21 protein-coding genes, 5 pseudogenes and 1 riboswitch are annotated in these 24577 nt (G+C 66.8%); of the genes and pseudogenes, 11 read left to right on the forward strand and 15 right to left on the reverse strand.

All coding sequences use genetic code 11. The annotated features are described in order from the left end of the window. Positions 1 to 5: 5 nt before the first annotated feature. Positions 6 to 758, forward strand: coding sequence for a hypothetical protein (locus ACFJGX_RS22965; protein ID WP_382323701.1), 753 nt, complete (start codon positions 6 to 8; stop codon positions 756 to 758). A 4-nt stretch (positions 759 to 762) separates the two neighbouring features. Here ACFJGX_RS22965 and ACFJGX_RS22970 read toward each other — a convergent pair whose 3' ends face one another. The 11 genes and pseudogenes from ACFJGX_RS22970 to ACFJGX_RS23020 form a co-directional block, all read right to left on the reverse strand. Beyond that, positions 763 to 1416: an ANTAR domain-containing response regulator gene (locus tag ACFJGX_RS22970; RefSeq protein WP_382327150.1), complete on the reverse strand. Its 654-nt coding sequence runs from the start codon at positions 1414 to 1416 to the stop codon at positions 763 to 765. Beyond that, the gene (locus ACFJGX_RS22975) at positions 1416 to 2570 is read right to left on the reverse strand and encodes a transporter substrate-binding domain-containing protein (protein WP_382323700.1); all 1155 of its coding nucleotides are present in this window, start codon (positions 2568 to 2570) and stop codon (positions 1416 to 1418) included. The genes ACFJGX_RS22970 and ACFJGX_RS22975 overlap by 1 nt, the downstream gene beginning before the upstream one ends. Positions 2571 to 2678: 108 nt before the next feature. Beyond that, positions 2679 to 3368: a nitric oxide reductase activation protein NorD gene (locus tag ACFJGX_RS22980; RefSeq protein WP_382328775.1), complete on the reverse strand. Its 690-nt coding sequence runs from the start codon at positions 3366 to 3368 to the stop codon at positions 2679 to 2681. A 1011-nt stretch (positions 3369 to 4379) separates the two neighbouring features. Then, the gene (locus ACFJGX_RS22985) at positions 4380 to 5186 is read right to left on the reverse strand and encodes a CbbQ/NirQ/NorQ/GpvN family protein (RefSeq protein WP_382159744.1); all 807 of its coding nucleotides are present in this window, start codon (positions 5184 to 5186) and stop codon (positions 4380 to 4382) included. 48 nt (positions 5187 to 5234) lie between these two features. Continuing rightward, positions 5235 to 6272: an aliphatic amidase gene (locus ACFJGX_RS22990; protein ID WP_291120616.1), complete on the reverse strand. Its 1038-nt coding sequence runs from the start codon at positions 6270 to 6272 to the stop codon at positions 5235 to 5237. 24 nt (positions 6273 to 6296) lie between these two features. Beyond that, positions 6297 to 6987 (reverse strand): annotated as a pseudogene (gene urtE, locus ACFJGX_RS22995) (urea ABC transporter ATP-binding subunit UrtE). Between the two features lie 11 nt (positions 6988 to 6998). After that, positions 6999 to 7751 carry an urea ABC transporter ATP-binding protein UrtD gene (gene urtD / locus ACFJGX_RS23000; RefSeq protein WP_382323698.1) on the reverse strand — a complete coding sequence of 251 codons (753 nt, stop codon included), beginning with the start codon at positions 7749 to 7751 and terminating at the stop codon, positions 6999 to 7001. 44 nt (positions 7752 to 7795) lie between these two features. Further along, complete coding sequence (gene urtC, locus ACFJGX_RS23005; RefSeq protein ID WP_382323697.1) at positions 7796 to 8845, reverse strand: urea ABC transporter permease subunit UrtC; 1050 nt, start codon at positions 8843 to 8845, stop codon at positions 7796 to 7798. 2 nt (positions 8846 to 8847) lie between these two features. Then, positions 8848 to 9752: pseudogene (gene urtB / locus ACFJGX_RS23010) on the reverse strand (urea ABC transporter permease subunit UrtB). 73 nt (positions 9753 to 9825) lie between these two features. Beyond that, entirely contained in the window at positions 9826 to 11010 is a 1185-nt protein-coding gene (gene urtA, locus ACFJGX_RS23015; protein ID WP_382323696.1) for an urea ABC transporter substrate-binding protein, read from the reverse strand. Positions 11011 to 11381: 371 nt separating this feature from the next. Then, positions 11382 to 12639 (reverse strand): annotated as a pseudogene (locus ACFJGX_RS23020) (Hsp70 family protein). Positions 12640 to 13096: 457 nt separating this feature from the next. Here ACFJGX_RS23020 and ACFJGX_RS23025 point away from each other — a divergent pair. Continuing rightward, the gene (locus ACFJGX_RS23025; RefSeq protein WP_382327153.1) at positions 13097 to 13459 is read left to right on the forward strand and encodes a hypothetical protein; all 363 of its coding nucleotides are present in this window, start codon (positions 13097 to 13099) and stop codon (positions 13457 to 13459) included. 232 nt (positions 13460 to 13691) lie between these two features. On the opposite strand, the gene ACFJGX_RS23030 is transcribed toward ACFJGX_RS23025, so the two are convergent. Then, positions 13692 to 13886, reverse strand: coding sequence for an FCD domain-containing protein (locus ACFJGX_RS23030; RefSeq protein ID WP_382325529.1), 195 nt, complete (start codon positions 13884 to 13886; stop codon positions 13692 to 13694). Positions 13887 to 13971: 85 nt separating this feature from the next. Then, positions 13972 to 14424, reverse strand: a pseudogene (locus ACFJGX_RS23035) (FadR/GntR family transcriptional regulator); the annotation flags it as partial. 177 nt (positions 14425 to 14601) lie between these two features. Here ACFJGX_RS23035 and ACFJGX_RS23040 point away from each other — a divergent pair. The 5 genes from ACFJGX_RS23040 (at position 14602) to ACFJGX_RS23060 (ending at position 19773) form a co-directional block, all read left to right on the forward strand. Then, positions 14602 to 15588 carry a tripartite tricarboxylate transporter substrate binding protein gene (locus ACFJGX_RS23040; protein ID WP_382323694.1) on the forward strand — a complete coding sequence of 329 codons (987 nt, stop codon included), beginning with the start codon at positions 14602 to 14604 and terminating at the stop codon, positions 15586 to 15588. Beyond that, positions 15585 to 16700 (forward strand): ornithine cyclodeaminase family protein, encoded by a 1116-nt coding sequence (locus ACFJGX_RS23045; RefSeq protein WP_382327155.1) that lies wholly within the window; start codon positions 15585 to 15587, stop codon positions 16698 to 16700. Before ACFJGX_RS23040 ends, ACFJGX_RS23045 begins: the two co-directional genes overlap by 4 nt. After that, positions 16661 to 17623, forward strand: a complete 963-nt coding sequence (locus ACFJGX_RS23050; protein WP_382327157.1) for a dihydrodipicolinate synthase family protein — start codon at positions 16661 to 16663, stop codon at positions 17621 to 17623. The genes ACFJGX_RS23045 and ACFJGX_RS23050 overlap by 40 nt, the downstream gene beginning before the upstream one ends. A 23-nt stretch (positions 17624 to 17646) precedes the next feature. After that, on the forward strand, positions 17647 to 19095 hold the full coding sequence (locus ACFJGX_RS23055; RefSeq protein WP_382327159.1) for an NAD-dependent succinate-semialdehyde dehydrogenase: 1449 nt from the start codon (positions 17647 to 17649) through the stop codon (positions 19093 to 19095). Positions 19096 to 19407: 312 nt separating this feature from the next. Continuing rightward, complete coding sequence (locus ACFJGX_RS23060; protein WP_382323691.1) at positions 19408 to 19773, forward strand: hypothetical protein; 366 nt, start codon at positions 19408 to 19410, stop codon at positions 19771 to 19773. On the opposite strand, the gene ACFJGX_RS23065 is transcribed toward ACFJGX_RS23060, so the two are convergent. Next, a complete protein-coding gene (locus ACFJGX_RS23065) occupies positions 19733 to 20155 on the reverse strand; it encodes an ankyrin repeat domain-containing protein (RefSeq protein WP_382323690.1) in 423 nt (140 codons plus the stop codon). The genes ACFJGX_RS23060 and ACFJGX_RS23065 overlap by 41 nt on opposite strands. A gap of 191 nt (positions 20156 to 20346) precedes the next feature. Between ACFJGX_RS23065 and ACFJGX_RS23070 the strand changes: the two genes are divergently transcribed. Further along, entirely contained in the window at positions 20347 to 20697 is a 351-nt protein-coding gene (locus tag ACFJGX_RS23070; RefSeq protein WP_382323689.1) for a hypothetical protein, read from the forward strand. A 217-nt stretch (positions 20698 to 20914) separates the two neighbouring features. Here ACFJGX_RS23070 and ACFJGX_RS23075 read toward each other — a convergent pair. After that, positions 20915 to 21172: pseudogene (locus ACFJGX_RS23075) on the reverse strand (IS21 family transposase); the annotation flags it as partial. Positions 21173 to 21841: 669 nt separating this feature from the next. Then, a riboswitch (guanidine-I (ykkC/yxkD leader) is annotated at positions 21842 to 21970 on the forward strand. 68 nt (positions 21971 to 22038) lie between these two features. Between ACFJGX_RS23075 and ACFJGX_RS23080 the strand changes: the two are divergent. From ACFJGX_RS23080 to ACFJGX_RS23090, 3 genes are read left to right on the forward strand one after another with little or no spacing between them, the layout of a single operon-like run. After that, positions 22039 to 22893 (forward strand): ABC transporter permease, encoded by an 855-nt coding sequence (locus ACFJGX_RS23080; RefSeq protein WP_382323688.1) that lies wholly within the window; start codon positions 22039 to 22041, stop codon positions 22891 to 22893. Positions 22894 to 22897: 4 nt separating this feature from the next. Then, entirely contained in the window at positions 22898 to 23752 is an 855-nt protein-coding gene (locus ACFJGX_RS23085) for an ABC transporter ATP-binding protein (protein ID WP_382323687.1), read from the forward strand. 22 nt (positions 23753 to 23774) lie between these two features. Continuing rightward, on the forward strand, positions 23775 to 24569 hold the full coding sequence (locus ACFJGX_RS23090; RefSeq protein ID WP_382323686.1) for an urea amidolyase associated protein UAAP1: 795 nt from the start codon (positions 23775 to 23777) through the stop codon (positions 24567 to 24569). Positions 24570 to 24577 lie beyond the last annotated feature (8 nt).

Here is a 24577-nt window from a genome sequence, read left to right on the forward strand (position 1 = left end):
TCCCCATGAGCCCACCGACCATCCCCGACCGCTACCACGGCGTGTGGCAACGCACCCTGCTTGAAACGCCCGAGGGCCGCGACACCACCAGCTGGGTGCACTGGCTGCAGACCGGCCTGTGGCACGGCGACCTGCGCGTGCCCGCCGACGCCGAGCGCGCCACGCCCGCCGACCGCGCGCAACAGCAGGGCTTTGCCGGCACCACCGCCATCACGCGGCCCGACCCGGCGCGGCCCGAGGTCTGCACCTGGCAACGCAGCATCGATTTCCAGCCCCCGCGCAGCACGCCCGACGCGGGCCACATGGTGTTCGAGACCCCGGAGCGCGTGATCGAGACCGGCATCCACGGCAGCTACCTCGAGGTGTGGGAGCGCCTGCCCGGCTCGGTGGGGCGGCGCATCGCGCTGGCCGCACTGGACGCGGCCGGCGAACCCACCGCCGAACGCCTGCTGGTCAGTGGGCGCTACCTCATGCACCTGCGGCCGCGCGAAGCCGCCTGGCCCGCCGACACCGCGCCCGACGACACCCTGACCCAGGTGGTGCAACGCCATGCGGACGAGGCCGAGGCGCTGCTGGACTTCCAGATCACGTTCGGCACCTGGGGCAAGGGCGTGTGGGCGGTGGAGCGCGCCACACGGCCGGCGCTCGAAGGCCAGGCCTGGCCCTGCACCTTGGGCCGCGCGGGCGACGCCGAAGCGACCCTGGCCTGTGAAGGACTGCCACCGCGCTGGCGCGTGCTGGAGTGGCACGCGCCGTGAGGGCCTATTCCGATCGGGGATGGCGAGGCGGCAGCGACACGGACAACAGCTCGTGGGCCTCCACGATCGCCATCGCCACCTCTTCGGTCGTGGTCCGCTTGGCGATGGCCTGGTCGCGGATCAGGTCGTAGGCCTCGGTTTCCGAGACGTGGTGGCTCTTCATCAGGATGGCCTTGGCATCGGCGATGTGCCGCACGCCGAGCAGTTTGGCCTCCACCTTCTTGAGGCGCCGCGCCAGCGCGCGGTTCACCTTGTGGCTCTCGCGGGCCAGCACCAGCGCGGAGAGCAGGCCGAACGAGCGCACCGGCGAGGGCAGCACGGCTTTCGCTTCGAGGCCCAGCACCACCTCCACGATGGTCGGGTTCTCGTAGTTGACCACCGCGATCACCGTCGGCGCGTCCTCGGCGTGGGCCCAGTCCATGTTGAGGTTGAGGATCTCGGGGCGCACCGCGAGAAACACCACGTCCACATCCTTGCCGATGGACTGCACGGGCGGCCAGAAGGCCTGCACCTTGCAGCCGATGCGTTGCAGCTGTTGCGTGAGCTGGCGGCCGTCCGAGTCGTCCGGGTGGATGACCGCCACGGTCAGCGTGCGAAGTTCCTTGAGCTGCTGGGGCGTGGCCCGCAGCGCGCGTGGAGGCTCCGCGCGGTCGACCATCAAGACTCCAGGGTGTCCAGGCGGGCGGCCCAGTCGCCCAGCGAGTGGGTGACGAGGTAGGGATCGGGGTACACCGACCTTCTCGCCTGGCGGACGATGGTGAACTGGCTCTCGGCGTTCACGCGGCCGATGCGCGGGTACAGGCAGGTGTGGTGGTTGTTGGGGTCGATGCGCACGCGGCCCTGCGGCGCGTCGAACTCGCTGCCCAGCACGTGCGGCATGAGCTCGGCGATGTCGTCGCTGCGCGACTGGCGCATGGCATTGGCGAAGATGTGCATCTGGAAGTACGAGGCCTCCCAGCACAGGTTGGGCACGCAGCTCTCGCCCAGGCGGCGGCGCAGGCTTTGCAGGCAGCGCTGGTTGGCGGCGGATTCGATCGACTGGAAGTAAGGCGCCGAGGTGTAGTGCCCGGTGGCCAGGCCTTTCTCCATCTGCGAGATTTCCGCTTCGGAGGTCGTGAGGCTGCCGATGGGCATGGTCTTCGGATCGAAGCCGGCATCGGCATAGGCGCGGTACAGGGCGGCGGTGGAGTCCCCGACCACGGTGGAGAAGATGAAGTCGGGCCGCTTGTGGCGGATGTCGTCCATGATGTCCGCGAAGTCCTTCTCGGTGGCGTCCAGCGCCACATAGCGTTCGGCCAGCTTCTCGCTGCCCTGGCGCTGCATCACCAGCTCGCCCATGATGCGGTTGGACTCGTAGGGATAGATGTAGTCGGAGCCGATGAGGTAGACGCGCGCACCGAAATTGGCCGTCATGAATTCGGCCAGCTGCACGCTGTTCTGGTTCGGCGCCGCGCCGGTGTAGATGACGTTGGCCGAGTACTCGAAGCCCTCGTACAGCGTGGGATAGAACAGCAGCTTGTTCCACTTTTCGATGACGGGGATCACGGCCTTGCGGCTGCTGGACATGTAGCAGCCGAAGATGACGTTGACCTTGTCCTGCAGGATCAGCTGTTCGGCCAGCTGGGCGTAGCGCTGCGGGTTGGACTGGGCGTCGTGGTGCACCGGCACCAGCTCGCGGCCGTTGATGCCCCCGGCATCGTTGATTTCGTCGATGGCCAGCAAGGCGCCATGCAACTGCGACAGGCCGATGGTGGAGGTGACACCGGTCGAGGAGAACAGCACGCCGACGCGCACGGGATCGCGGTCAACCATGGCACACCCTGGATGCGGTCGGCGCCGCGATGTGGGGACGAACGGGGGTCTTCAGGGGCATGGGCAGGGCCGTGAACAGCAGGGGATGGGTGCCAGGCGGTGCGGCCGTCATCCGGCGGCCAGCCTCACATAGGCTCTCTGCAACTGTACCGGAAGGTGGCTCGGATCGGCCGCGATCCCATGGTCGCGCCAGCCGAAAATCCGGCGCACGTAATGGTCGGCCGCGGCATCGACCGCCAGGCAGAAAGTGCGGATGCCGGCTCGGTGCGCCTGCTGCACCGCCATGCGCGCGTCCTCCACCAGGTAGTCGGGTTCGAACATGTCCACGTCGGAAGGCGCGCCATCGGTGACCACCAGCAGGCCGCGATGGCGCCCGGGCTGGGTTTGCAGATGGGCCGTGGCCTGGCGCAAGGCCGCGCCCAGGCGGGTCGAGTGGCGGGCGGGCACCGAGGCCAGGCGGTCGCGGGCGGCGCCGTCGAGCGGGTCGTCCCATTCGAGCAGGCGGTAGTAGCTCACCTCGGCGCGCGTGTTGGAGTTGAAGCCATGGATCGCCGACGCGGTCCTGCGTGTGCACCGTGGCTTCGGCCAACAGGAAGGCGGCCTGCTTTTCGATGTCCAGCAGCGAGGCGCCGCGCGCGCCCGAGGGGTCGTTGGTGGACTCGGACAAATCGAGCAGCACCAGGATGCGGGAGGTGCCCGCCTCGCGGCCCGGGCGCATGAAAAGCCGAGGCTCGGGTTGCAGGTCGAGGCGGCGGTCCACCAGCACCTCGATGGCCGCGTTGAGGTCGATGTCTTCACCCTCCCACTGCCGGCGCAGGCGCTGGCGGCGGCTGAGGCGGCGCACGCGGTGCAGCGACACCGGGCTGAAGCTGTGGGACAAGGCGGGCTGCGCGCGGGCGAGCGCGGTGGGCGCCAGGGCCGGCAGCTTCTCGATCACGGTGCACCAGTCCCGTCGCCACAGCGCCAGCCGGTGGTGCCATTCGGCGTGCAGGGTGCGGCCCAGCTCCACCTCGGCCGGTTCGCGCGCGGGCTGCGTCCCGTCGCTGGCCTGTGGGGGCGGTGCGGCCGCGCGCGCCGGGGCCGAGCGGGGCGCGGCAATGGCCTGCTGTTCGTCCTGCTCGTTGTCGTCGTGCTGCCACAGGATGCTGTGGTCGTCGCGGTAGGGCGACGGCACGACGTGGTGCTGGGGATCGAAACGCACCCGCATCTGCCCCAGGTCGTTCGCCAGGATGGAGGCGATCGCGCGGAACGCCGGGGCGTCGCCCAGGCCGTGGCGGGTCTGCGTTTCCTCGAACAGCCGGCGGGCCTTGTTCACCCAGTGGTTGTCGTCCGCGTAACCCGGGTCGGCCAGCGCGCGGTCCATGCGGGCCAGCAGCGCTTCGAAGCTGAAGTTCCCGGCCTCGGGCACGGGGGCGAGGTGATCGAGGAACCAGCCGCTCACACCGGGGTAGCGCCGGGCCAGCAGCCGCTCCACGCGCGCGTCCTCGACGGCGGACACCACGGCCTGGCTCATGGGCTTGAGCAGGCGGGCGGGCTGCCGCAGCGGCGAGTACAGCAAGTGCGCCACGGCGTGGGCCACGCTGGCGCGGTAGAGCCCGCCGGCCGGCGCGGCCGCGTCCTCCAGCGCCTGTCGGCTGAGCAGCACCTGCTCGCGCGTGAGGATGGTGCGGCGCGCGCGAGGGCCGGCGCTGGCCTCGGCCACCGACAGCGGCCCGCCCAGCAGGCCCGAACCGAGCCAGGCCAGCGAGGGCAGCAGGCCGTCGATCGCGTCGACATCCGGTGGGAGCACGTGCGCCGGCAGGTCGCTCTTCATCCGAATTGCGCCTTCACGAAATCGCGGATGGCCTGCGCCATGTCGGGGTCGTCCGTCAGCGCGCGCACCAGGGTCATCTCGCAGCTCTGCGTGGGGGTGAGTCCGTCGCGCACCAGCACGCCCGCGTAGATGAGCACCCGGGTGGAGGCGCCTTCGTCCAGCCCGCGCTGCTTGAGGGCGCGCGTGCACTGCGCGATGGTGACGAGCTGGCGGGCCAGCGCGGCGTCGATGCCCGCTTCCTGCGCGACGATGGCGACCTCGGTCTCGGTGTCGGGGTAGTCGAATTCCAGGGCCGCGAAGCGCTGTCGGGTGGAGGCTTTCATGTCCTTCGCGCTGCTCTGGTAGCCCGGGTTGTAGGAGACCACCAGCTGGAAGTCCGGGTGGGCCTGGATGACCTCGCCCTTCTTGTCCAGCGGCAGGATGCGCCGCGCATCGGTGAGCGGGTGGATGACCACCGTGGTGTCCTGGCGGGCTTCCACCACCTCGTCGAGGTAGCAGATGCCGCCATGGCGCACCGCGAGGGTCAGCGGCCCGTCGTGCCAGGCGGTACCCTGGGCGTCGAGCAGGTAGCGCCCGACCAGGTCGGAGGCGGTCATGTCCTCGTTGCAGGCCAGGGTGACCAGGGGGCGCTGCAGCTTCCAGGCCATGTACTCGACGAAGCGCGTCTTGCCGCAACCGGTGGGCCCCTTGAGCATCAGCGGCAGGCGGTGCCGGTACGCCCGCTCGTAGCATTCGATCTCCTCGCCCGAAGGCTGGTAGAACGGTTCGGAGCGGATGAGATGGTCGTCCAGGGGTGACTGCATGGAACGGGGTCCTCCGGTGCGGAACAAGGCGCGGTTGGGGTGACGGGCTCAGCGGTGTTTCGTCTCTTCGTTCGGAATGCCTTCCATCGGGCACTCGGCGGTGCCGACGGTGGTGCGCGTGAACGACTCGACCATCTCGCGCGTGGCCTCGGGGTCGTTGACCCACTTGGCGTAGAAGTTGTACGGGCAGGCGGCCACGCCCTTGTCCCCGTCGCCCGAGTTGATGAGGCCGGTGTAGCCGCGGTGCACGAGCTTGAACAGATGGTTCTGCGACTGGCCGTTCTTGCGCGCGTCGCGGATCAGGCTCTTGGACAGCTCGGCGTACTGGATGCCCATTTCCTCTTCGCCGCATTCGCCCAGCGTGCGGCCGTCGAAGCCGATCACGGCGGAGTGGCCGAAGTAGGAGTACACGCCGTCGAAACCGGTGGCGTTCGCCACAGCCACGTACGAGTTGTTCATGAAGGCCATGGTCTTGGCCACCATGATCTGCTGTTCCTTCGCCGGGTACATGTAGCCCTGGCAGCGGATGATGAGTTCGGCGCCTTTCATCGCGCAGTCGCGCCAGATCTCGGGGTAGTTGCCGTCGTCGCAGATGATCAGGCTCATCTTCATGCCCTTGGGGCCTTCGCTCACGTAGGTGCAGTCGCCCGGGTACCAGCCCTCGATGGGCACCCACGGCATGATCTTGCGGTACTTCTGCACGATCTCGCCCTTGTTGTTCATCAGGATGAGCGTGTTGTAGGGCGCCTTGTTGGGGTGCTCCTCGTGGCGCTCGCCGGTGAGCGAGAAGACGCCCCAGACGTTGGCGCGGCGGCAGGCGTCGGCGAAGATCTCCGTCTCGGCACCGGGAATGGTGGAGGCGGTTTCGTACATCTCCTTGGCGTCGTACATGATCCCGTGGGTGGAGTACTCCGGGAAGATCACCAAGTCCATGCCCGGCAGGCCCTTCTTCATGCCCACCAGCATGTCGCCGATCTTGCGGGCGTTGGCCAGCACCTCGGCCTTGGTGTGCAGGCTGGGCATCTTGTAGTTGACGACGGCCACGCCGACGCAATCGTTGCTGCTGGAAATGTCACCATGTCGCATGAAAGACTCCTTGGGGGGTTGACGTCAGACGGTCAGGAAGGACTTGACCTTTTCCTGATCCAGATTGGCACGGGCTTCTTCGTGCACGATGCGCCCTCGGTCGATGACCAGGAACCGGTCGGCGAGATCGAGGGCAAAACTGAGCACCTGCTCCGACACGACGACAGCAAAGCCGCGTTCCCGCCGGAGCACGTTGAGGGTCTGGGCCAGCTCCTTGATGATGGAAGGCTGGATGCCTTCGGTGGGCTCATCGAGGATCAGCACCTTGGGCTCGGAGATGAGCGCGCGCGCGATGGCGAGCATCTGCTGCTGGCCGCCCGAGAGGTTGCCCGCCTTGCGGTGCTTCATCTCCTTGAGCACCGGGAAGAAGCGGTGGATGTAGTCGGGCACCTCGCGATGGCCCGAATGCTCGGCGCCCGAGAGGATGTTCTGCTCCACCGTGAGGAAGGGAAACACCATGCGCCCCTGGGGCACGAAGGCCAGGCCGTGCTGCACGCGGCGGTGGCTGGGCAGGCCCTGGAGGGCGCGGCCATCGAGCTGGATGTCGCCCGAGCGCGTGGGCAACAGGCCGATGAGGGACTTGAGCAGGGTGGTCTTGCCCATGCCGTTGCGCCCCATGATGCGCCACCGACTCGCGCGCCTGCACCTGGAACGAGATGTCGTGGATCACGTGCGACTCGCCGTAACACACGTTCAGCCGGGAGATGTCGAACATGGGGTGCCTCCTCAGTGGCCGAGATAGACGTCGATGACGCGGGGGTCGGCCTGCACCTGGGCGGCGCTGCCTTCGCTCAGCAGCCGGCCCTGGTGCAGCACCGTGACGCGGTGGGCGATGCGCTTGACGAAGTCCATGTCGTGCTCGATCACCACCACCGAGCGGCCGCTGGCGATGCGGCTGAGCAGGTCACCGGTCTGCTCGCGTTCGCGCGGGCTCATGCCGGCCGCCGGTTCATCCAGCAGCAACAGGGTGGGCTCCTGCATCAGCAACATGCCGATTTCCAGCCACTGCTTCTGGCCGTGGCTGAGCAGGCCGGCGCGGTGGCCCAGGCGATCGATCAGGAAGACCTGCTCGGCCATGGCCTTCACGCGCTCCACGATGGCGCCGCTGCGCCGGAACGTGAGGGACTGGAACAGGCCATGCATGCGGGGCAGGGAGATCTCCAGGTTCTCGAAGACCGTGAGGTCTTCGTAGACCGAGGGCGTCTGGAACTTGCGGCCCACGCCGAGGCGCACGATCTGGTGTTCGCTCAGGCGGGTGAGGTCCCGCCCTTCGAACAGCACGCGGCCGGCGGTGGGCCGGGTCTTGCCGCAGATCATGTCGAGCAGCGTGGTCTTGCCCGCGCCATTGGGACCGATGATGACGCGCAGCTCGTTGCGCTCCACCGCCAGGCTCAGGTCGTTCACGGCCTTGAAGCCATCGAAGGAGACGGTGAGGTTCTCGACCTGCAGCACGTGGTCGCGGGTTTGAGAGGGGGTCATGGAAGACAGGGCGTGGGTGGGAACGTGCATGGCAAGTTGGGCGCTCATCCCGCGCTCCTCGCACCGCCGCGGCGGGCCTGCCACTGGTCCTTCAGGCCCGCCAGGCCGTTGGGCATGACCCACACCACGAGGATGAACACCCCGCCCAGGAAGTACAGCCAGGCCTCGGGGAAGGTCTCCGACAGGTAGGACTTGAGAAAGCCGATGAGCAGCGCGCCCACCACGGCGCCGGGGATGGACAGGCGCCCGCCCACCGCGGCGTAGATGACCATCTCGACCGAGGCCACCACGCCGATGACGCTGGGCGAAATCAGGCCGACCTGCAGCGTGAAGAACGCGCCCCCCACCGAGGCCAGCACCGCGCCGCAGGCGAAGACGAAGGCCTTCATGTGGGCGGTGTCGTAGCCGCTGAAGCGCACGCGGTCCTCGCGGTCGCGGATGGCGATCAGGATCTTGCCGAAGCGCGTGCGCACCAGCGTGAGCGCCAGCAGCATCGCCACGGCCAGGAAGGCGACCTCGACGAAGTACAGCACCCGAAGGGCCTCGTCGCTCAGGATGTCCATGCCCAGCAGCGTCTTGAAATCGGTGATGCCGTTGGCGCCGCCGGTGTCGCCCTGCTGTCCGACCACCACCACCGTGAGGGTGAGCGCCAGCGACAGCGTGACGATCGCGAAATACACCCCGCTGACCCGGCGGCGGAAGATGGCGAACGAGAACAGGTAGGCGATCACCGCCGGCAGGACGAAGATGCCCAGCACGGTCCAGCCCAGCGAGCGGAACGGCGTCCACCAGACCGGCAAGGTCTCCACGCTGCTCCACACCATGAAGTCGGGCAACTCGGGGGCCGAGGCCTCCAGCTTGAGGAACATGGCCATCAGGTAGCCCCCCAGGCCGAAGAACACGCCCTGCCCCAGGCTGAGGATGCCGCCATAGCCCCAGGTGAGCACGATGCCGATGGCGACGAAGGCCAGCGCCAGGTACTTGCCGATGAGGTTGAGGCGGAACGGGTCGAGCAGCAGGGGCAGCGCGATGGCCAGCAGGGCGATCAGCGCGATGGCGCTGGCGAAGTCGAGTCGGTGCGTCTGGGATGACATGCTCAGCTCCTGGAACGCACGGCGAACAGGCCGTTGGGACGGAAGTAGAGAACCAGGATCACCAGCAGCAGGATGGTGGCCTTGGCCATGGAGCCGCTCATCAGGAACTCGAGCCAGGTCTGGCCCTGCGCGATGGACAGGGCCGAGAGCGCCGTGCCGATCAGGCTCTGCACGCCGCCGAAGACGACCACGATGAAGGAGTCGACGATGTAGAGCTGGCCCGTGCCCGGGTTGGTCGAGCCGATCATGGTGAACACGCAACCGGCGATGCCCGCCAGGCCCGAGCCCAGCGCGAAGGTGAGCGCGTCCACGCGGTGGGTGTCGATGCCGACGGCGCCGGCGATGGCGCGGTTCTGCGTGACAGCGCGCACCTTCAGGCCCCAGCGCGTGCGGTACAGCAGCAGGTACACGCCCACGGCCACGGCGATCGTCAGGCCGACGATGAAGATGCGGTTGATCGGCAGCTGGATGCCCTCGGTGGGCTCCCAGGCGCCCGCCAGCCACACGGGCAAGGGCACGCTGACCTCCTGCGCGCCGAACACGGTGCGGTAGGTCTGCTGCAGGATGAGGCTCAGCCCCCAGGCTGCGCAGCAGCGTGTCCAGCGGGCGGTTGTAGAAGAAGCGGATGAAGCCGCGCTCGAGCACGTAGCCAAAGGCGAACGTCACGCAGAACGCGAACGGGATGGCCGCGAACAGGTAGATGCCCATCCACTCGGGCGCCCAGTGCTCGAAGCCGCGCGCCGCGAGGTAGGTCATGTAGGCGCCCAGCGCCATCAACTCACCGTGGGCCATGTTGATCACGCCCATCAGACCGAACACGATCGGCCAGCCCGATGGCCATCAGCAGCAGGATGCTGAACAGGCTCACGCCGTTGAACACCTGCATCACCGCAATGTCGAAACCCATTGACCGACTCCTGAATCGTTGGAATCGACCGGCCGCCCACGCGGGCGACCGGCCGGCCTCCTGCCCCGCGATGTCAAATCTTGGGGAACGGGTTGGGCTCGATCAGGGACGGCGTTTCCCACACGATGTCGAACTGGCCGTCGGCGCGCGCGCGGCCCACGCGCACCTTTTTCCACACGTGGTGGTTGGTCGCGTGCATGCGCACCGTGCCCTCGGGCGCTTCCAGCTCGATGCCGCCGGAGGCGGCGATGACCTTGTCCACGTCGAAGGACTTGGCCTTCTCCACCGCCATCTTCCAGAGGTACACGCTGTTGTAGGCCACCTGCATCGGGTCGCCGATGACGCGCTCCTGGCCGTACTTGGCCTTGAAGGCCTTCACGAACTTCTCGTTCGCGGGCGACTTGATGCTCTGGAAGTAGCCCATGCAGGCGTAGTAGCCGGCGGCGTTGTCCTTGCCGATGCCCTCGACCTCGTTCTCCGACACCACGGTGGAGAGCAGCGTCTGCTTGGAGCCGTCGAGGCCCGCGGCGCGCAGCTGCTTGTAGAAGGCCACGTTGGAGCCACCGACCACCGTGCTGTAGATGCAGTCGGGCTTGACGGCCTTGATCTTGTTGATGATGGACGAGAACTCGGTGTGGCCCAGGGGCGCGTACTCCTCGCCCAGCACCTTGCCGCCGGCCTTGGTGATGGTGGGCTTGGCGATCTTGTTGCAGGTGCGGGGGTAGATGTAGTCCGAGCCCACCAGGAAGAAGCTCTTGCCCTTCTCGCGCGCCATCCACTCGACGGCGGCGATCACCGACTGGGTGGCTTCCTGCGAGGGGTAGAACACCTGCTTGTCCTGCTCCTGGCCTTCGTAGTAGGTCGGGTAGTAGAGCAGGCCCTTGGCGCGGCCGAGCGCCGGCAGGATGGCTTTGCGCGAGGCGGAGGTGTAGCAGCCGATGATGGCCGCGACCTTGTCGCGCTCCAGCAGCTTGCGGGCCTTCTCGGCGAACACCGAGTTCTCGCTGGCGCCGTCCTCGACCACGACCTCGATCTTGCGACCGAGCACGCCGCCGGCGGCGTTGATTTCGTCGATGGCCATCTTCTCGGCGTCCACCAGCGAGGCTTCGGCAATCGCGATCGTGCCCGAGAGCGAATGCAACAGACCGAGTTTCACGGTCTCCTGCGCGGATGCGATGGCAGGCAGGCCGCCTGCGGCGCCCAGAATCAGCATGGACCCACCGGTCTTCACGATGTCGCGACGATTCATCTCACTCATGGCCTTGTCTCCTAGCGTTGGTATGGACGGATTGAGAACCTGCCACCCCCGGGGTGGCTGACAAGCAGCCGGTCACATCCACGCCTTCGTGCCAGACACGCGCAGGGCTCCGCCAGCGGATGCAGGCCATGGCCTGTCCGGAACCCATGCGAACGAGCAGAACAAAAAAAAGCCCGAACCGGTGTTCAAACCGGTTCGGGCTTTCTTGCCCAACACCTGACTGGCAGCACTGGCAGTCGGCGTCGATGAATGCGTGACAACTTCTTGTCAGCGCGCATCTTCCTGTTCAGGCCATCGGGCCGCCATAGGAAATCCACCAACTAGACAAGGGGGCGCCGTCGGTGGTATTCGCGCAGCGCCCGCACGGGTGCTCACACCCGCGAGTACACCAGCCCCGAGGCCACGCCGCCGAACAGGTCGCCCTCCACCAGCGGCACCCCGGCGAACTCGGCCTGCAGCGCGAGCTGGAAAGGCCGCAGGGCCGACGAACCACCCGTGAGGTAGATCGCGTCCAGCGAGGCATCGCCCAGCCCGGCGCGCCGCACGCATTCGCGCGCGCATTGCACCGCGCGCGCCAGCAGCGCGTCCAGGTGCGCCGCCATGTCGCCCGGCGCGAGTTCGGCGGCCAGGCCGGGCTCCACGCCCGACAGGTCCACCGTGGTCGGCGCGTCCTGCAGCGAGCAGCGGATCTTGGCCTGCTCCACCTCGTGCGCGATGCGGTGCCCATCGCGCTGCCGCAGCACGCGCATCAGGCGCTCGTGCAGGCGCACGTCGGTGTAGTTCACGCGCAGCCCCTGCGCCTGGCTGAGCGCGCGCGGCAGGTACAGCCACTGGATCAGGTGCCAGGTGGACAGGTCCATGAACACGCGGTTGGGCACTTCCCGGCCCTGCGGCCCGTGGTGCCGGTAGCCCAGCAGCGGCATCACGCGCGCCAGGCTCAGGCGCTGGTCGAAGTCCGTGCCGCCGATGTGCACGCCCGCCGTGCGCCAGCACGTCGCCGCTGCGGTCGGCCCGCGCCATGCGCTGCGGGCCCAGGCGCACCACGGTGAAGTCCGACGTGCCCCCGCCCACGTCCACCACCAGCACCAGGCTCTCGCGCGTGAGGCGGCGCTCGTGGTCCAGGGCGGCGGCGATCGGCTCGAACTGGAACGACACGGCCTCGAAGCCCACGGCCAGCGCCGCCTCGTGCAGCGACTGCTGGGCCAACGCATCGCGCGCGGGATCGTCGTCCACGAAGTGCACCGGCCGGCCCATCACCACGCGCGTGGGTTCGTGGCCCAGCGTGCGCGCGGCGCGCTCGCGCAGCTCGGCCAGGAAGATCTCCACGATCTGCTGGAAGCTCACCTGCTGGTGGTTCACCTCCGTGGATTCGTTCAGCAGCGGGCTGCCGAGCAGGCTCTTGAGCGAGCGCAGCAGGCGCCCTTCGGTGCCGCTGAGGTACTGCGCCACGGCATCGCGGCCGAAGTGCGTGTGGCGGTCTTCCACATTGAAGAACACCGCCGTGGGCAGGTTCGTGGCCTCGCCCTCCAGCGGCAGCAGGCGCGAGGCGCCGCCGGACGCGGCCCAGGAGACGGCGGAGTTGGACGTGCCGAAGTCGATGCCCAGCGTGCCGGGTGGCGAAGATGTCATGGAGAGGGAGGGGAAAAAAGAGGGCGGGGCCCGCGGGAGCCATGCGCCGGCAAAGAGGCTGGATTCTGCCACCAGCCCCATTGCTTTCACGGCGCAGCGGCTTCCGACGCCTTACAGCGGTCCAAACCGGGGCGACGCGCTCTTTTTCTCTTCTTCGGCGATCTCGCTGCGGCCGATGCTGGAGTCGTGCATGGCGAGCAGTGAAATGTGAAAGGAATTGCCGTTGTGCCCCGCCTGGCTGATCGGCGTGATGGGCTGTCCGTTGTGGGGTTGCGCCAAAGCTCCAGACCGTGCCGCTGTGGCTCATCGGCGAGATGCTCAATGGGGTCACCTCGCTCGGCGGTGTCAGATCGGACCCCAGGCTGTTCAGGTTCAGATAGGAAATGCGCGCCGTTTCGAAGCTCTGGAGCAACTTCTTTTTCACCCCTTCTTCTGGGGCGCACGCGGCCACCCGCGCTTGGCCATCCTCGTCCAATGGCAGGCTGTACAAAGCCCCGAAGGCGGCCTCCTTCATCTCGATGGAAAGACCGCCCATGGACAGCACAGCCAGACAAAACCTCAGCCGATCGTCGGCATCGGCGTTCAGGGCGGCGAGCAGGGCCAGTTTGAATGCCTCGCCAAACGCTTCCGGCACCACGTGCTGGCTGCGCAGCACGTCGGAGACGTGGCGGCAAGACGGGTTCAAGGAGGGCAAATCCTCCAGCGCACCGGCCAGCAAGGGATCGTTCTGCGCCGCCTGGCGAATGCCGGTGGGCGCGTTGAGCACGTTGAAATGCTCCATGAAGCACAAGGCGGCCCATTGGGTCGCCCAATCGGCTGAGCGAAATGCTTGCAGCAAGGCGCCGTTGTCATTCACCACGAACGCGGTGCGGTTCATCTGAGACAACTTGAGGGGTGTCGAATCAAGCGATTGGGAATTCGAGCCGAGGAGGAGCGGGGAGATCATGTGGGATGTGGTCAGAACCGAGGGACGCCCTCGGCGGGCGAGCCGTTGCAACGCGGACGGCCGCTTTGAGTGGCCCCGCATGGCGGAAGGTTCGAAGGCGAGCGGATCAGATGCGCCAGAGCAGATTCAGCCGCGCCTGCGCCAGGTGGTCGAAGATCGCGCGCCGCGCGGTGTCCACGTCGCGCTGGCGCAGCGCCGCCACGATCTGGCGGTGCTCCTTCTGCAGCACGGCGCGCCGCTCGGCGGTCAGCACCTTCTGCTTCAGAAAGCCCCACTCGCCGCTTTCGCGGATCTCGGCCATCAGGCGGAACACGCTGATGAACAGCGCGTTCTGCGCTGCGCAGGGCCAGTTGCTCGTGCAACTCGCTGTCGAGCTTTTCGAATTCGTCCAGCGTCTGCGCGGCCTCGGCGCGCGCGCAGCAATCCTCCAGCCGCTCGAAGTCGGCGGTGTTGGCGTTGTTCACGATGAGGTCCACCAGCATGGGCTCGAGCAGCAGCCGGGCGTCCATCAGCTCGGCCGGGCTCACCGACGGCACGGCGAGAAAACGCCCGGTGCCGGTGGCGCCGTCGGCCTTGCCGGTGGCGCCGCTGGGTTTTTCCGCCACGTAGGTGCCGCTGCCCACCTTCTGGGTGATCAGGCCTTGTTCGCGCAACTCGGCCAGCACACGCCGCAGCCCCGAGCGGCTCACGCCGAAGGTGGCGCACAGGTCGCGCTCGGTGGGCAGGCGGCTGCCGGGCGGCCAGCTGCCGCTCTGCAAGCCCTTGAGCAGCTCCATGCGCAGGGACTCCATGGAATCCGTCTTGATCTGCAAGGTGGCGGTGTTGGTCATGGCGCGCATTCTAGATTGGCTTCAATTGGTTTGAACCAAAGGGGCGCATTTTGGCCTGAAACCTCGGGTAATCCCCGATCTTTGTGGCGCACGACCTCGTCTAAAGTTGAACCAAAGCAGATCATAAGAAACCAATTTGAACCAATTGGTGAGCAGCCTTTCCCTCAAAACCAGGAGACCAGCAGCATGAAGACCCAGGTTCTCGCGGCCGTCCTCGCGGCCGCCTCGTTCGTGGCGGCAAGCCCCGCCCACGCGGAGTACCCCGATCGGCCGATCAGCCTCATCGTGCCCTTCCCGCCCGGCGGCACGGCGGACAACATGGCGCGCGCCCTGCAGCCCGCCCTGCAGCGCGCGCTCAAGCAGACCGTGCTGGTGGTGAACAAGGCCGGCGCGGGCGGTGCCATCGGCGTGAGCCAGGTCGCCAATGCGCCGGCCGACGGCCACACCGTGCTGCTCTCGCTGCTGAGCGTGGCCAGCCTGCCCGAGCAGGCCGTGGTCAACAAGCAGAAGCCGCCGTTCACGCTTGACCAGCTCACGCCCGTGGCATTGCTCAGCGCGGAGCCGGTGGCGATGGTCGTGCCCGAGGCCAGCCCCTACAAGGGCTTTCGCGAGCTGATCGCCGCCGCCAAGGCCAGGCCCAACGCGCTCACCTTCGGCTCCACCGGTTTCTTTGGCGAGGTGCATGTGCGCTCCGAAGCCTTCGTGGACACCGCCGGCATCGATGCCCGCCACATTCCTTACCAAGGCGGCGGGCCGCTGCTCAACGCGCTGATCGCCAACGAGGTGGACTTCGCCCTGCTCTCGCGCGCGCTCACCGCCACCCAGGTGAAGGCGGGCCGGCTGCGCTACCTCGCCACGGCCGGTGACGAGCCCTGGACCGAACCCGCCGGCCTGCCGCGCATGAAAGACCAGGGCGTCAACTTCGACACCGTGGCCGGCACGGCGGTGTTCATCCCCGCCGGCACGCCCGAGGCGGTGGAGCGCAAGCTGCGCCAGGCCGTCGAGGCCGCCGCGCAGGACGCCGAGTTCAGGCAGATGGTCACGCAGACCGGCGGCGCGGTGAAGTACGTGGCGGGCGGCGAGTTCGCCAGCTTCTGGTCGGGCTACGTGAAAGCCATCGCCGTCATCACGCGGCGCATCGCCCAGAGCGAAGCGCAAGGGAAGGCCCGATGACCTCCAAGAACCCGGTGTTCATCGGCACGGAGGCCATTGAACGGCTCATGACCTGGGACGCGCTCATCCCCGCGCTGCGCGCGGCCTACGCCCAGCCTTACGACGAGCGCACCAGCCCGCCGCGCACCTTCGCCAAGGGGCCCGACGCCTCGCTGCGCGCGCTGGCGGCCGTGCCACCGGGCCAGCGCTTCATGGGCGCCAAGGTGTTCGGCCGGGGGCGCAACAAGGGCATGAACTACCTCATCTCGCTGGCCGAGCAGGAGACGGGTGAAATCCGCGCGCTGGTCGACGCGAACAAGATCACCGCCTTTCGCACCGCCGCCACCTCGGCGCTGTTCGTGGACGCGCTCGCCCCCCAGGCGCCGATGCGCCTGGGCGTGCTGGGCAGCGGTGCCGAAGCGCGCTCGCACGTGCAGGCCATGGCCTCGCTGCGCCCGGTGGAAAGCCTGCGCGTGTACAGCCCCACGCCGGCCAACCGCGAGAAGTTCGCGAGCGACTTCTCCGCCGCGCTCGGCATCCGCTGCGAAACCGCCGCCACGCCGGCCGAGGCGCTGGACGGCGCCAGCGTGGCGATCGCCGCCGCGCGCTCGCACGACGAATCGCCCATCCTGCACGCCGACGCGCTTCAGCCCGGCATGCTGCTGGTCTCGGTGGGTTCCACGCTGCCGGTGCAGCGCGAGATCGACGTGAGCGTGATCGAACGCTGCGACCTCATCGTGAGCGACATGCCCGACGAGGTGGCCCACGAGTCCGGCGACATGCGCGCCGCCACCGCCGCCGGCATCGCCTTCGAGCACAAGATGCGTTCGCTCAACGCGCTGGTGCGCGGCGAGATCGAAAACCACGGCGCGCCTGCCCATGTTCAAGTCCGTCGGCTCCGCGCTGCAGGACATCGTGGCCGCCGAACTCATCTACGAACGCGCCATCGCCGCCGGCCTGGCCGTGACGCTGCCCATCCAGTTTTCCTACAAACAGTAAACAACCCCAACCAGGACCGACACCGACATGGCACTCTACCAACGACACGAAGCACGCGAATGGGCCCACGCACACCTCAAGGGCGCTGGCGAACGTGGTCATCCCCTCCTTCACCGCCGACCTCAAAGGCCTGAACGAACAAGGCATCCGGCACGACATCCGCCACGAGATCGCGCTCGGCTTCTCGGGCACGCTGCTGGTCTCCGAAGTGGCGATGAGCCTGGCCGAGTACGAGCAGTTCTTCCAGTGGTCGAACGACGAGGCCCAGGGCCGGCTCCAGCTCATCCACCACGCCAGCTTCAACACGCTGGAAGAAAACATCGAGGCCGCGAAGATCGCGGAGCGCAACGGCGCCGCGCTCATCCTGCTGTCGTACCCGGCCAACTTCTACGCCGCCACCTCGCAGGACATCTACGACTACACCAAAGCCTTCTGCGACGCCACCAGCCTGGGCGTGATGCTGTTCCAGGTGCCGCACTGGGGCTTCGACCGCGTGCACCCCTCGGACATCGACGCCGCCCTCATCCGCCGCCTGCTCGACGACTGCCCCAACATCTGCGCGCTGAAAGCCGAAGGCGGCATGCCCAGCATCATGGGCTGGGTGGAGGCCTACCGCCTGTTCAGCAAGGAAGTGGTGGTCACCATGCCGCTGGAGCAGTTCGCGCTCGCGCTCGGCCAGCTCGTGCCCATCCAGTTCATCGGCACCAGCGACACCGAGTACTACGGCGGCATGATCCCGCGCATCTTCAAGCTCATGCAGGAACACAAATACGACGAGGCCACCGCGCTGTACTGGCAGATCAACCCGGCGCGCAAAGCCCGCGCCGCCGCCAATGCCTATTCGGCCCAGGCACAGTTCCTCAACCGCATGCTGTGGAAATACGAAGGCTGGCTCAACGGCTTCAACGGCGGCCCGCTGCGCCAGCCCACCATGCGCATCAACGAAGGCACCATGAACAGCCTGCGCCAGGCTCTGGTCAAATCGGGCATCACGCCGACGGACCTGCCCAACGGCGACTTCTTCACCGGCCGCCACCCGGTGCGCACGGTGAGCTGACCGGCCTTTTCAAGGAGACGCGCATGCACCAGCTTCCCCCCTGCCCCACGCAGCTCTACATCGACGGCGAATGGCGCGCCCCCCACAGCGGCCGCAGCTTCGACGTGGTGGACCCCGCCACCGGCGAGGTGATCGCCCAGGTGGCCGACGGTGACCTGAACGACGGCCAGGCCGCCGCCCACGCCGCCGCGGCCGCCCTGCCGGACTGGAGCGCCACGCCCCCGCGCACCCGCGCCGAGGTGCTGCGCAAGGTGCATGCGCTGATGATCGAACGCCTCGAACCCCTGGCGAAGATCATCACCCTGGAAAACGGCAAGCCCCTGGCCGACAGCCGCGCCGAGGTGCGCTACGCGGCCGAGTTCTTCCGCTGGTATTCGGAAGAAGCCTGCCGCAACCTGGGCAGCGTGAGCCATGCGCCCGCCGGCGGTTACCGCATCCTCGTGCAGCACCAGCCCATCGGCGTGGTGGTGCTGGTGACGCCCTGGAACTTCCCCGCCGCCATGGGCACACGCAAGATCGCGCCCGCGCTCGCCGCCGGCTGCACCGTGCTGGTGAAACCCGCCGGCATGACGCCGCTGAGCATGCTCGCGCTGGCCGATTTGCTGGCCGAGGCCGGTGTGCCCAAGGGCGTGGTCAACATCGTGCCCACCACCAAGTCGGGCGCGCTGGTGGACATGTGGCTGCACGACCCGCGCGTGCGCCTGGTCTCGTTCACCGGCTCCACCGAAGTGGGGCAGAAGCTCATCAAGGCCGCGGCCGACCAGGTGCTCAAGACGCCGATGGAACTTGGCGGCAACGCACCCTTCCTGGTGCTCGACGGCGCCAACGTGAAAGACGCGGTGGACGGCGCCATGATCGCCAAGATGCGCAACATGGGCGAAGCCTGCACCGCCGCCAACCGCTTCTACGCGGGCGATGCGGTCTGCGACGCCTTCACCGCCGAGTTCGTCCAACGCATGCAGGCCCTGCGCATCGGCCACGGGCTGGATGAAAACAACCAGGTCGGCAGCCTGGTGGACGAACCCACCCGCAAGAAGGTGGACGAGCTCGTGCAGGACGCCGTCTCGCGCGGCGCCAAGATCCTGTGCGGCGGCAAGAAGGTGCCCGGCCCCGGCCACTTCTACAAACCCACGGTGCTGGGCGACGTGCCGCTGGACGCGCGCATCCTGAAAGAAGAGGTGTTCGGCCCCGTCGCGCCCATCGTGCGCGTGAAGGGCGGCGTGGACGACATGGTGAAACACGCCAACGACACCGAGTACGGCCTCACCGCCTACCTCTACAGCGCCGACCTGGCGCAGGGCCTCAAGATCGCCGAACGGCTGGAGTTCGGCATGGTGGCGGTGAACCGGGGCCTGGTCTCCGACCCGGCCGCGCCGTTCGGCGGCGTGAAGCAGAGCGGCCTGGGCCGCGAAGGGGCAGCCGAGGGCATGCACGAGTACATGGAGACGAAGTACATCGCCGTCACGTGGTGACCGCGCGGCTGGACCTCGTGGCTATACTGACCCGGTCACGCCACACAAGGGTGTGATCGGGATTGGCGTCCCGTCTTCTGTTACGACGCAAGCCGTAGCTCTTCTCACCGCAGTCGCACTGCGGCTTGTTTGTTCGTGTCTCCAAGTTTTGGCGGCTCGGATGGGGAGCCGCGAGGCTCGCCGACAAAGTGCAAACGGAAGACGGTACGCCAACCTGTTCGGGCCGCCGCCCCCTACCCGGGGGCGGCGGATCGTCCAACCGTTTCGCAGGGAAGCCTCACCATCGCCACCAAGAGCAACGCGATCGCCAGCATGCGCACGCGACTGCGGCGCGCCGCCGCACCCACCCTTTCACTGACCCCATCGACCAGCCGCAAGATCCTGGGGTTCACCGCCAAGGCATCGAAGCAGATGGCCATGCTGTCCGACATGATGATGGCCTATCGCATCGCCGAGCGCCACGCCGCGCTGTGCGCCGCCAGCAAGAAGCCCGAAGACGCAACGCAAACTATCACGCGAAAAGACGTGGCCGTCCTGCTCCACGCGCTCAACGGGCAAATGCAAACCCAAATCCATCGGGTGTCGAACACCTTGTCCGACCTGGCCGCGCAGGTCGCGGACGCGACGGAAGACCCGGCTACGCGGGCTTCTTCCGGGCCAGGCGGTCCCAATCCTTGAGCGTCTGCGCCAGGCGGTTCTTCGCGTCCGCATGGGCCTTGCTGAACGTGTTGTTCAACCAGTGCCGCATCGCCTCATCCGGCGGCGGCGCGCCCAGGGCCTTGAGGCGGTCCATCACCAGCATCACGGTCTGAAAGCTGCCTGAACCCACGGCCATCGCCAGCGGCGCACGGCCATCCGACTCGGCCACGTCGAACACGTTGGCACCGTGCTCGATCATGTGCTTCACCAGACCCGCCTTGCCTTCGCGGCAAGCCCAGTGAAGCGGCACCAGGCCGCCTTCCAACCGCGCATTGAAGTCGGCATCGGGCGCGGCCAGCAGCTCGGGCACGAGCGGCCAGCCGGAGGCCTTGATCATCTGCTGGGTTTTCCAGGTGGTCACTTGAGGTGTGGGATTGTGATGAGGTGAGGGAGTGTACGCAGGCGCACGATTGAGCCAATCAACAACACCACGTACGAATTGGTGCGTACCTGCACGCGCGAACCTGGGCAAGCGCGCTCGCAGAAATTCATATCGTTTATTTCGTTTACCCGCCTACAATTGGCGCCTCCATCTGATGAGGATGTGCTCAAGTGCCCAAGTCCGATCCTGACCGCGAGCTACAAAAAGCCGCACAAATGGCGATCCGAGAGCATCGCTCTATCGAAAAGGCCGCCCATGTCGTGGGACTGAGTCCAGCTACGCTGTGGCGCGTGGCAAAGTCCGGTAGAGCAATTCCAAGGACAAGAAGCGCGCTCGAAGCGTGGCGTTCGACATCCAGCTTAAATGAAATAAATAAAACGGGCCCACTCGTCGAATTCACTGTTTCACGCGAAGAGCTTCTACAGACGAGAAGGATGCTTATGACCTTGCTGCAGGTTCTAGATCAGTGCATCAATGCGCCTCTCGAGGCAGCCGCCCCGTCCCGTGAGAACATGAAATGAGCATGGCATCGAGTTTCCGTCGGCTAATTTGTTTGATGAGTAGCTGCATCATGCCGAGCATCGCAGAGTTGCTTTCGGCGCTCGGGTCAACATCATGCTAGAGAAATCTGTTGAATTTCACTGATCTCTGACCCGAGATTTCCATCGAATACTGACCCACCCGTTGTGTGAGCAAAGAAGCTCACGGTGTGGATAAGTGCTTCGTTTTCTCCTTTGTGTGGAGCTGCAGCAAAGTGCGCCGCTGTTTGCGCGACTTTGTTGCCTCGATCGACAGCCATGTTGAAAGTTTGTCGGCGAATGGATCGAGCTTGCTGGAGCTCGCACGCCTGGCGTAGCGGGGCTCTTCATCGCCCGCCCGCAGGTACTTCTTAACGGTGTTGCGAGCCAGGCCTGTACGCCTGGAGATCTCGCGGATGGACATCTGCTCGCGCAGTGCCCAGCGTCTTATGACACTCAGTGTCGCCACGTCTATCACTCCTGAAATCTCCTGCTGCCAAAAGCAGCAGGATAGGGTTCTTACGTGGGTCAGCTTTCAATGGAAATTGATGCTCTAACTGGGTCAGTTTTCAGTGGAAGACAACAGCTAAGGCACTAAGGTCACACTTCAGTGACTGCGAAATTCGACACTGCGGCGAGATTGTGAAAGCACGGGCTCTCGACTTGCATGTACAGCTACATGACTTAGAGGAAGCAGAACATCGCGCAATCGATTCCGAAACCTGTTCATGGTGCGAGGGCCAAACTGGCAATAGGATTGTTGAAGGTCGTTACTTGCACAATGTTCTGAGCGGACTCCATGCGGAGGTTCGACTCATTGAAATCGCCTGTAGTGATGATTTACGTGAGCAAAGATGGGCGATTCGAATGAAACGCGGGCTTGGCCCAAGCGAGCTTTGCGACATGGACGCCAGTGATTTTGCCTTCGCCGCGAAGATGTATTGCGGGCAGCCCCGGCTTGAACCAGAGCTGCGGATAGACACTGACTCAGCAACCGTCGACGAGTGCGTAAAGCAGATACAAGTTTGGCTTTCACCGACTTGATGTAGTTTTCTCCACCATCTTCCAGTTGAAGCGGTTATCCACCACTGGCACCGATTTTGCTAATACCTGAACCAGAGAGGCGCTGTGCACCGCACACGCCAGCCTTGAAGACCGCTAGGGTTCCGGGCGCCGCGCAGTTGACCACCAGCTGAAAGACAACGCGGCGCCGTCTGGTCCGAGAGCGGTCGGCCACGATCGTGTGGCTCCACGGAGGGACAAAAGCCCGGGAGACGCTGCTGCGCGCAACGAAGCGCAAGCACGACGCCTCTCCGCTTTTGTGTCCCCCGTTCAGGAGCCTGCATGTCTTCCTCGCCACCCGCCATCGAGATCCGCGCGCCGCAAGCCGGCGCCCGGCGCCGCCGCGCCCACCGCCTCTGGACGGTGCGCGCGCCCATCGCGCGGCGCACCTATTGGGTGCTTGCGCTCATCGGTCTGTTCACCCCTTTGGTGCTTTGGGCCGGGCTGGCGGCCTTCGGCGGGCTGGACCCGGTGTTCCTCCCCGCCCCGCTGCAGGTGCTGACCAAGACCTGGACCTGGCTGACCGAGACCGGCCTGCTCGATGACATGGGCATCAGCATCTACCGCGTGGTCACGGGCTTTCTGCTCTCGGCGGTGATCGCGCTGCCGCTGGGTCTGTTCATCGGCTCGTACCGCGCGGTGCAGGCGCTGCTGGAGCCGCTGACGGATTTCATCCGCTACATGCCGGCGGTGGCCTTCATTCCGCTGGTGATGCTGTGGGTGGGCATTGGCGAGGGCTCCAAGATCGCCATCATCTTCATCGGCACCTTCTTCCAGATGGTGCTGATGGTGGCCGAGGACGTGCGCCGGGTGCCGGCCGCGCAGGTGGAGGCGGCGCAGACCATGGGCGCGAACCGCTCGGAGCTGATCGAGAAGGTGATCTTCCCCAGCGCCAAGCCGGCCTTGCTGGACACCTTGCGCATCACCATGGGCTGGGCCTGGACCTACCTGGTGGTGGCCGAGCTGGTGGCCGCGAACTCGGGCCTGGGCTACGCGATCCTGCGCGCGCAGCGCTTCCTGCAGACGGACACGATCTTCGCCGGGATCATCGTCATCGGCCTCATCGGCCTGGTGACGGACCAGCTCTTTCGCCTCGCGCACCGCCGCGCCTTCCCCTGGCTTTACCTGAAGGGCTGATGCGATGAGCACCCCACACCCCCACACCCACCCCGTGCCCAAGATCGCGATCCGCGATGTGTTCAAGCGCTTCGACGGCGCGCCGGTGAACGCGCTCGAAGGCATCAACCTGGACATCCGCGCCAACGAGTTCGTCACCTTCGTGGGCGCCTCGGGCTGCGGCAAGTCCACCCTGCTGCGCACCATCGGCGGGCTGGAGGTGCAGAGCAGCGGCGACCTGCTGGTGGACGGCCAGGCCGTGACCGGCCCGGGCATCGACCGCGCCATGGTGTTCCAGCACTACAGCCTGTACCCCTGGATGACGGTGTGCCAGAACATCAAGTTCTGCCGCCAGCTGCAGGCGCACACCGAGGGCCGCACCTCGTCGGACGTGGAGGCGGCCGACGGCCGGGCCGACGCGCTGCTGCGCCTGATGGGCCTGGAGGCGATGGGCCACGCCTGGCCCAACCAGCTCTCGGGCGGCATGCAGCAGCGCGTGGCGATCGCGCGCGCGCTGATGGGCCGGCCCGACATCGTGCTGATGGACGAACCCTTCGGCGCGCTGGACGCGCAGACGCGCGAGGTGATGCACGACCTGATCCGCTACGTGCACAAGCTGGAGAAAGCCACCATCGTGTTCGTGACGCACGACGTGGAAGAGGCCCTGTACCTGGGCGCTCGCGTGGTGCTGATGGCGCCGCGCCCAGGGCGCATCGACACCATCTACGAGGTGCCCTTCGGCGACCAGCGCACGCAGGACCTGAAGCACGCCCCCGAGTTCGTGCGCCTGAAGCGAGACATCCTGGACCGCATCCGCGAGACCTCCGGCATGAAGACCGACCTGGAGCAGCTCCAGCGCATGACGGGCACCCCCGTTTGAAGCACTTTTTGAAGACCCCCACATGAACCACACCCTCGACGACACCCCGGTGGACGCCCCCGCGTTCTGGCAAGGTTTTCCCGCCCCCGCGCTCGCGGGGGTGGACACCCGCCAGCTGATGTGGAGCGAGATCGTGCCCGGTGGCAACCACTGGGGCTGGCGCATGCCGCGCGGCAGCGCGATCCGCTTCGTGGCGCTGGAAGCCGGCGCGAACGTGAGCCTGGTGCTCTACAGCGCGCTGGAGAAGCTGGAGCGCTACAACATGCCCGACTCGCTCAAGGCGCAGCACACCGCGCACTACTCGCGCGGCCATGTGCTGATGAGCGACATGGGCCGCAGCATGGCCAGCTTCACGGCCGACAGCCTGGGCTGGCACGACCCGCTGGGCGCGCTGCTGGACAGCGAGCTGATGCGGCAGAAATACGGCGAGCAGCGCTACGAATCGCACCGCAACGCCATGCACCGCTCGGGCAAGGACGGGCTGCTGATCGAGATCGGCAAGCACGGCCTTTCCAAGCGCGACCTGATCGCGCCGGTGAACCTGTTCAGCAAGGTGGGCGTGGACGCGCAGGGCCGCTTCGCCTTCGTGCCGGACCACGCGAAGGCCGGCGACTTCGTGGAGCTGCGCTTCGACATGGACGTGATCGCCGCCATCAGCACCGCGCCGCACGGGCTGGACCCGGCGCCCACCTACGCGCCGAAGAAGGTCGGCCTGGTGGCCTGGCGCTGCGGCGCCGCGCCGGCCGACGACGTGTGCCGCGCCTTGCGCCCGGAGAACGCGCGCGCCCTGCACAACACCGACCTGCTCTACCTGTGAGGGAGACG

Origin of the sequence: Hydrogenophaga sp. UC242_50 (genome assembly GCF_042697355.1) — a bacterium.
Taxonomy (GTDB): domain Bacteria; phylum Pseudomonadota; class Gammaproteobacteria; order Burkholderiales; family Burkholderiaceae_C; genus Hydrogenophaga.

What these genes read in the sequence shown, in the direction of transcription:
- ACFJGX_RS22965 (WP_382323701.1), top strand. Translation starts at nt 6, where the DNA reads ATGAGCCCACCGACCATCCCCGACCGCTACCACGGCGTGTGGCAACGC.
- ACFJGX_RS22970 (WP_382327150.1), bottom strand. Translation starts at nt 1,416, where the DNA reads ATGGTCGACCGCGCGGAGCCTCCACGCGCGCTGCGGGCCACGCCCCAG.
- ACFJGX_RS22975 (WP_382323700.1), bottom strand. Translation starts at nt 2,570, where the DNA reads ATGGTTGACCGCGATCCCGTGCGCGTCGGCGTGCTGTTCTCCTCGACC.
- ACFJGX_RS22985 (WP_382159744.1), bottom strand. Translation starts at nt 5,186, where the DNA reads ATGCAGTCACCCCTGGACGACCATCTCATCCGCTCCGAACCGTTCTAC.
- ACFJGX_RS22990 (WP_291120616.1), bottom strand. Translation starts at nt 6,272, where the DNA reads ATGCGACATGGTGACATTTCCAGCAGCAACGATTGCGTCGGCGTGGCC.
- urtD (WP_382323698.1), bottom strand. Translation starts at nt 7,751, where the DNA reads ATGACCCCCTCTCAAACCCGCGACCACGTGCTGCAGGTCGAGAACCTC.
- urtC (WP_382323697.1), bottom strand. Translation starts at nt 8,845, where the DNA reads ATGTCATCCCAGACGCACCGACTCGACTTCGCCAGCGCCATCGCGCTG.
- urtA (WP_382323696.1), bottom strand. Translation starts at nt 11,010, where the DNA reads ATGAGTGAGATGAATCGTCGCGACATCGTGAAGACCGGTGGGTCCATG.
- ACFJGX_RS23030 (WP_382325529.1), bottom strand. Translation starts at nt 13,886, where the DNA reads ATGGCCGAGATCCGCGAAAGCGGCGAGTGGGGCTTTCTGAAGCAGAAG.
- ACFJGX_RS23040 (WP_382323694.1), top strand. Translation starts at nt 14,602, where the DNA reads ATGAAGACCCAGGTTCTCGCGGCCGTCCTCGCGGCCGCCTCGTTCGTG.
- ACFJGX_RS23045 (WP_382327155.1), top strand. Translation starts at nt 15,585, where the DNA reads ATGACCTCCAAGAACCCGGTGTTCATCGGCACGGAGGCCATTGAACGG.
- ACFJGX_RS23055 (WP_382327159.1), top strand. Translation starts at nt 17,647, where the DNA reads ATGCACCAGCTTCCCCCCTGCCCCACGCAGCTCTACATCGACGGCGAA.
- ACFJGX_RS23060 (WP_382323691.1), top strand. Translation starts at nt 19,408, where the DNA reads ATGCGCACGCGACTGCGGCGCGCCGCCGCACCCACCCTTTCACTGACC.
- ACFJGX_RS23080 (WP_382323688.1), top strand. Translation starts at nt 22,039, where the DNA reads ATGTCTTCCTCGCCACCCGCCATCGAGATCCGCGCGCCGCAAGCCGGC.
- ACFJGX_RS23085 (WP_382323687.1), top strand. Translation starts at nt 22,898, where the DNA reads ATGAGCACCCCACACCCCCACACCCACCCCGTGCCCAAGATCGCGATC.
- ACFJGX_RS23090 (WP_382323686.1), top strand. Translation starts at nt 23,775, where the DNA reads ATGAACCACACCCTCGACGACACCCCGGTGGACGCCCCCGCGTTCTGG.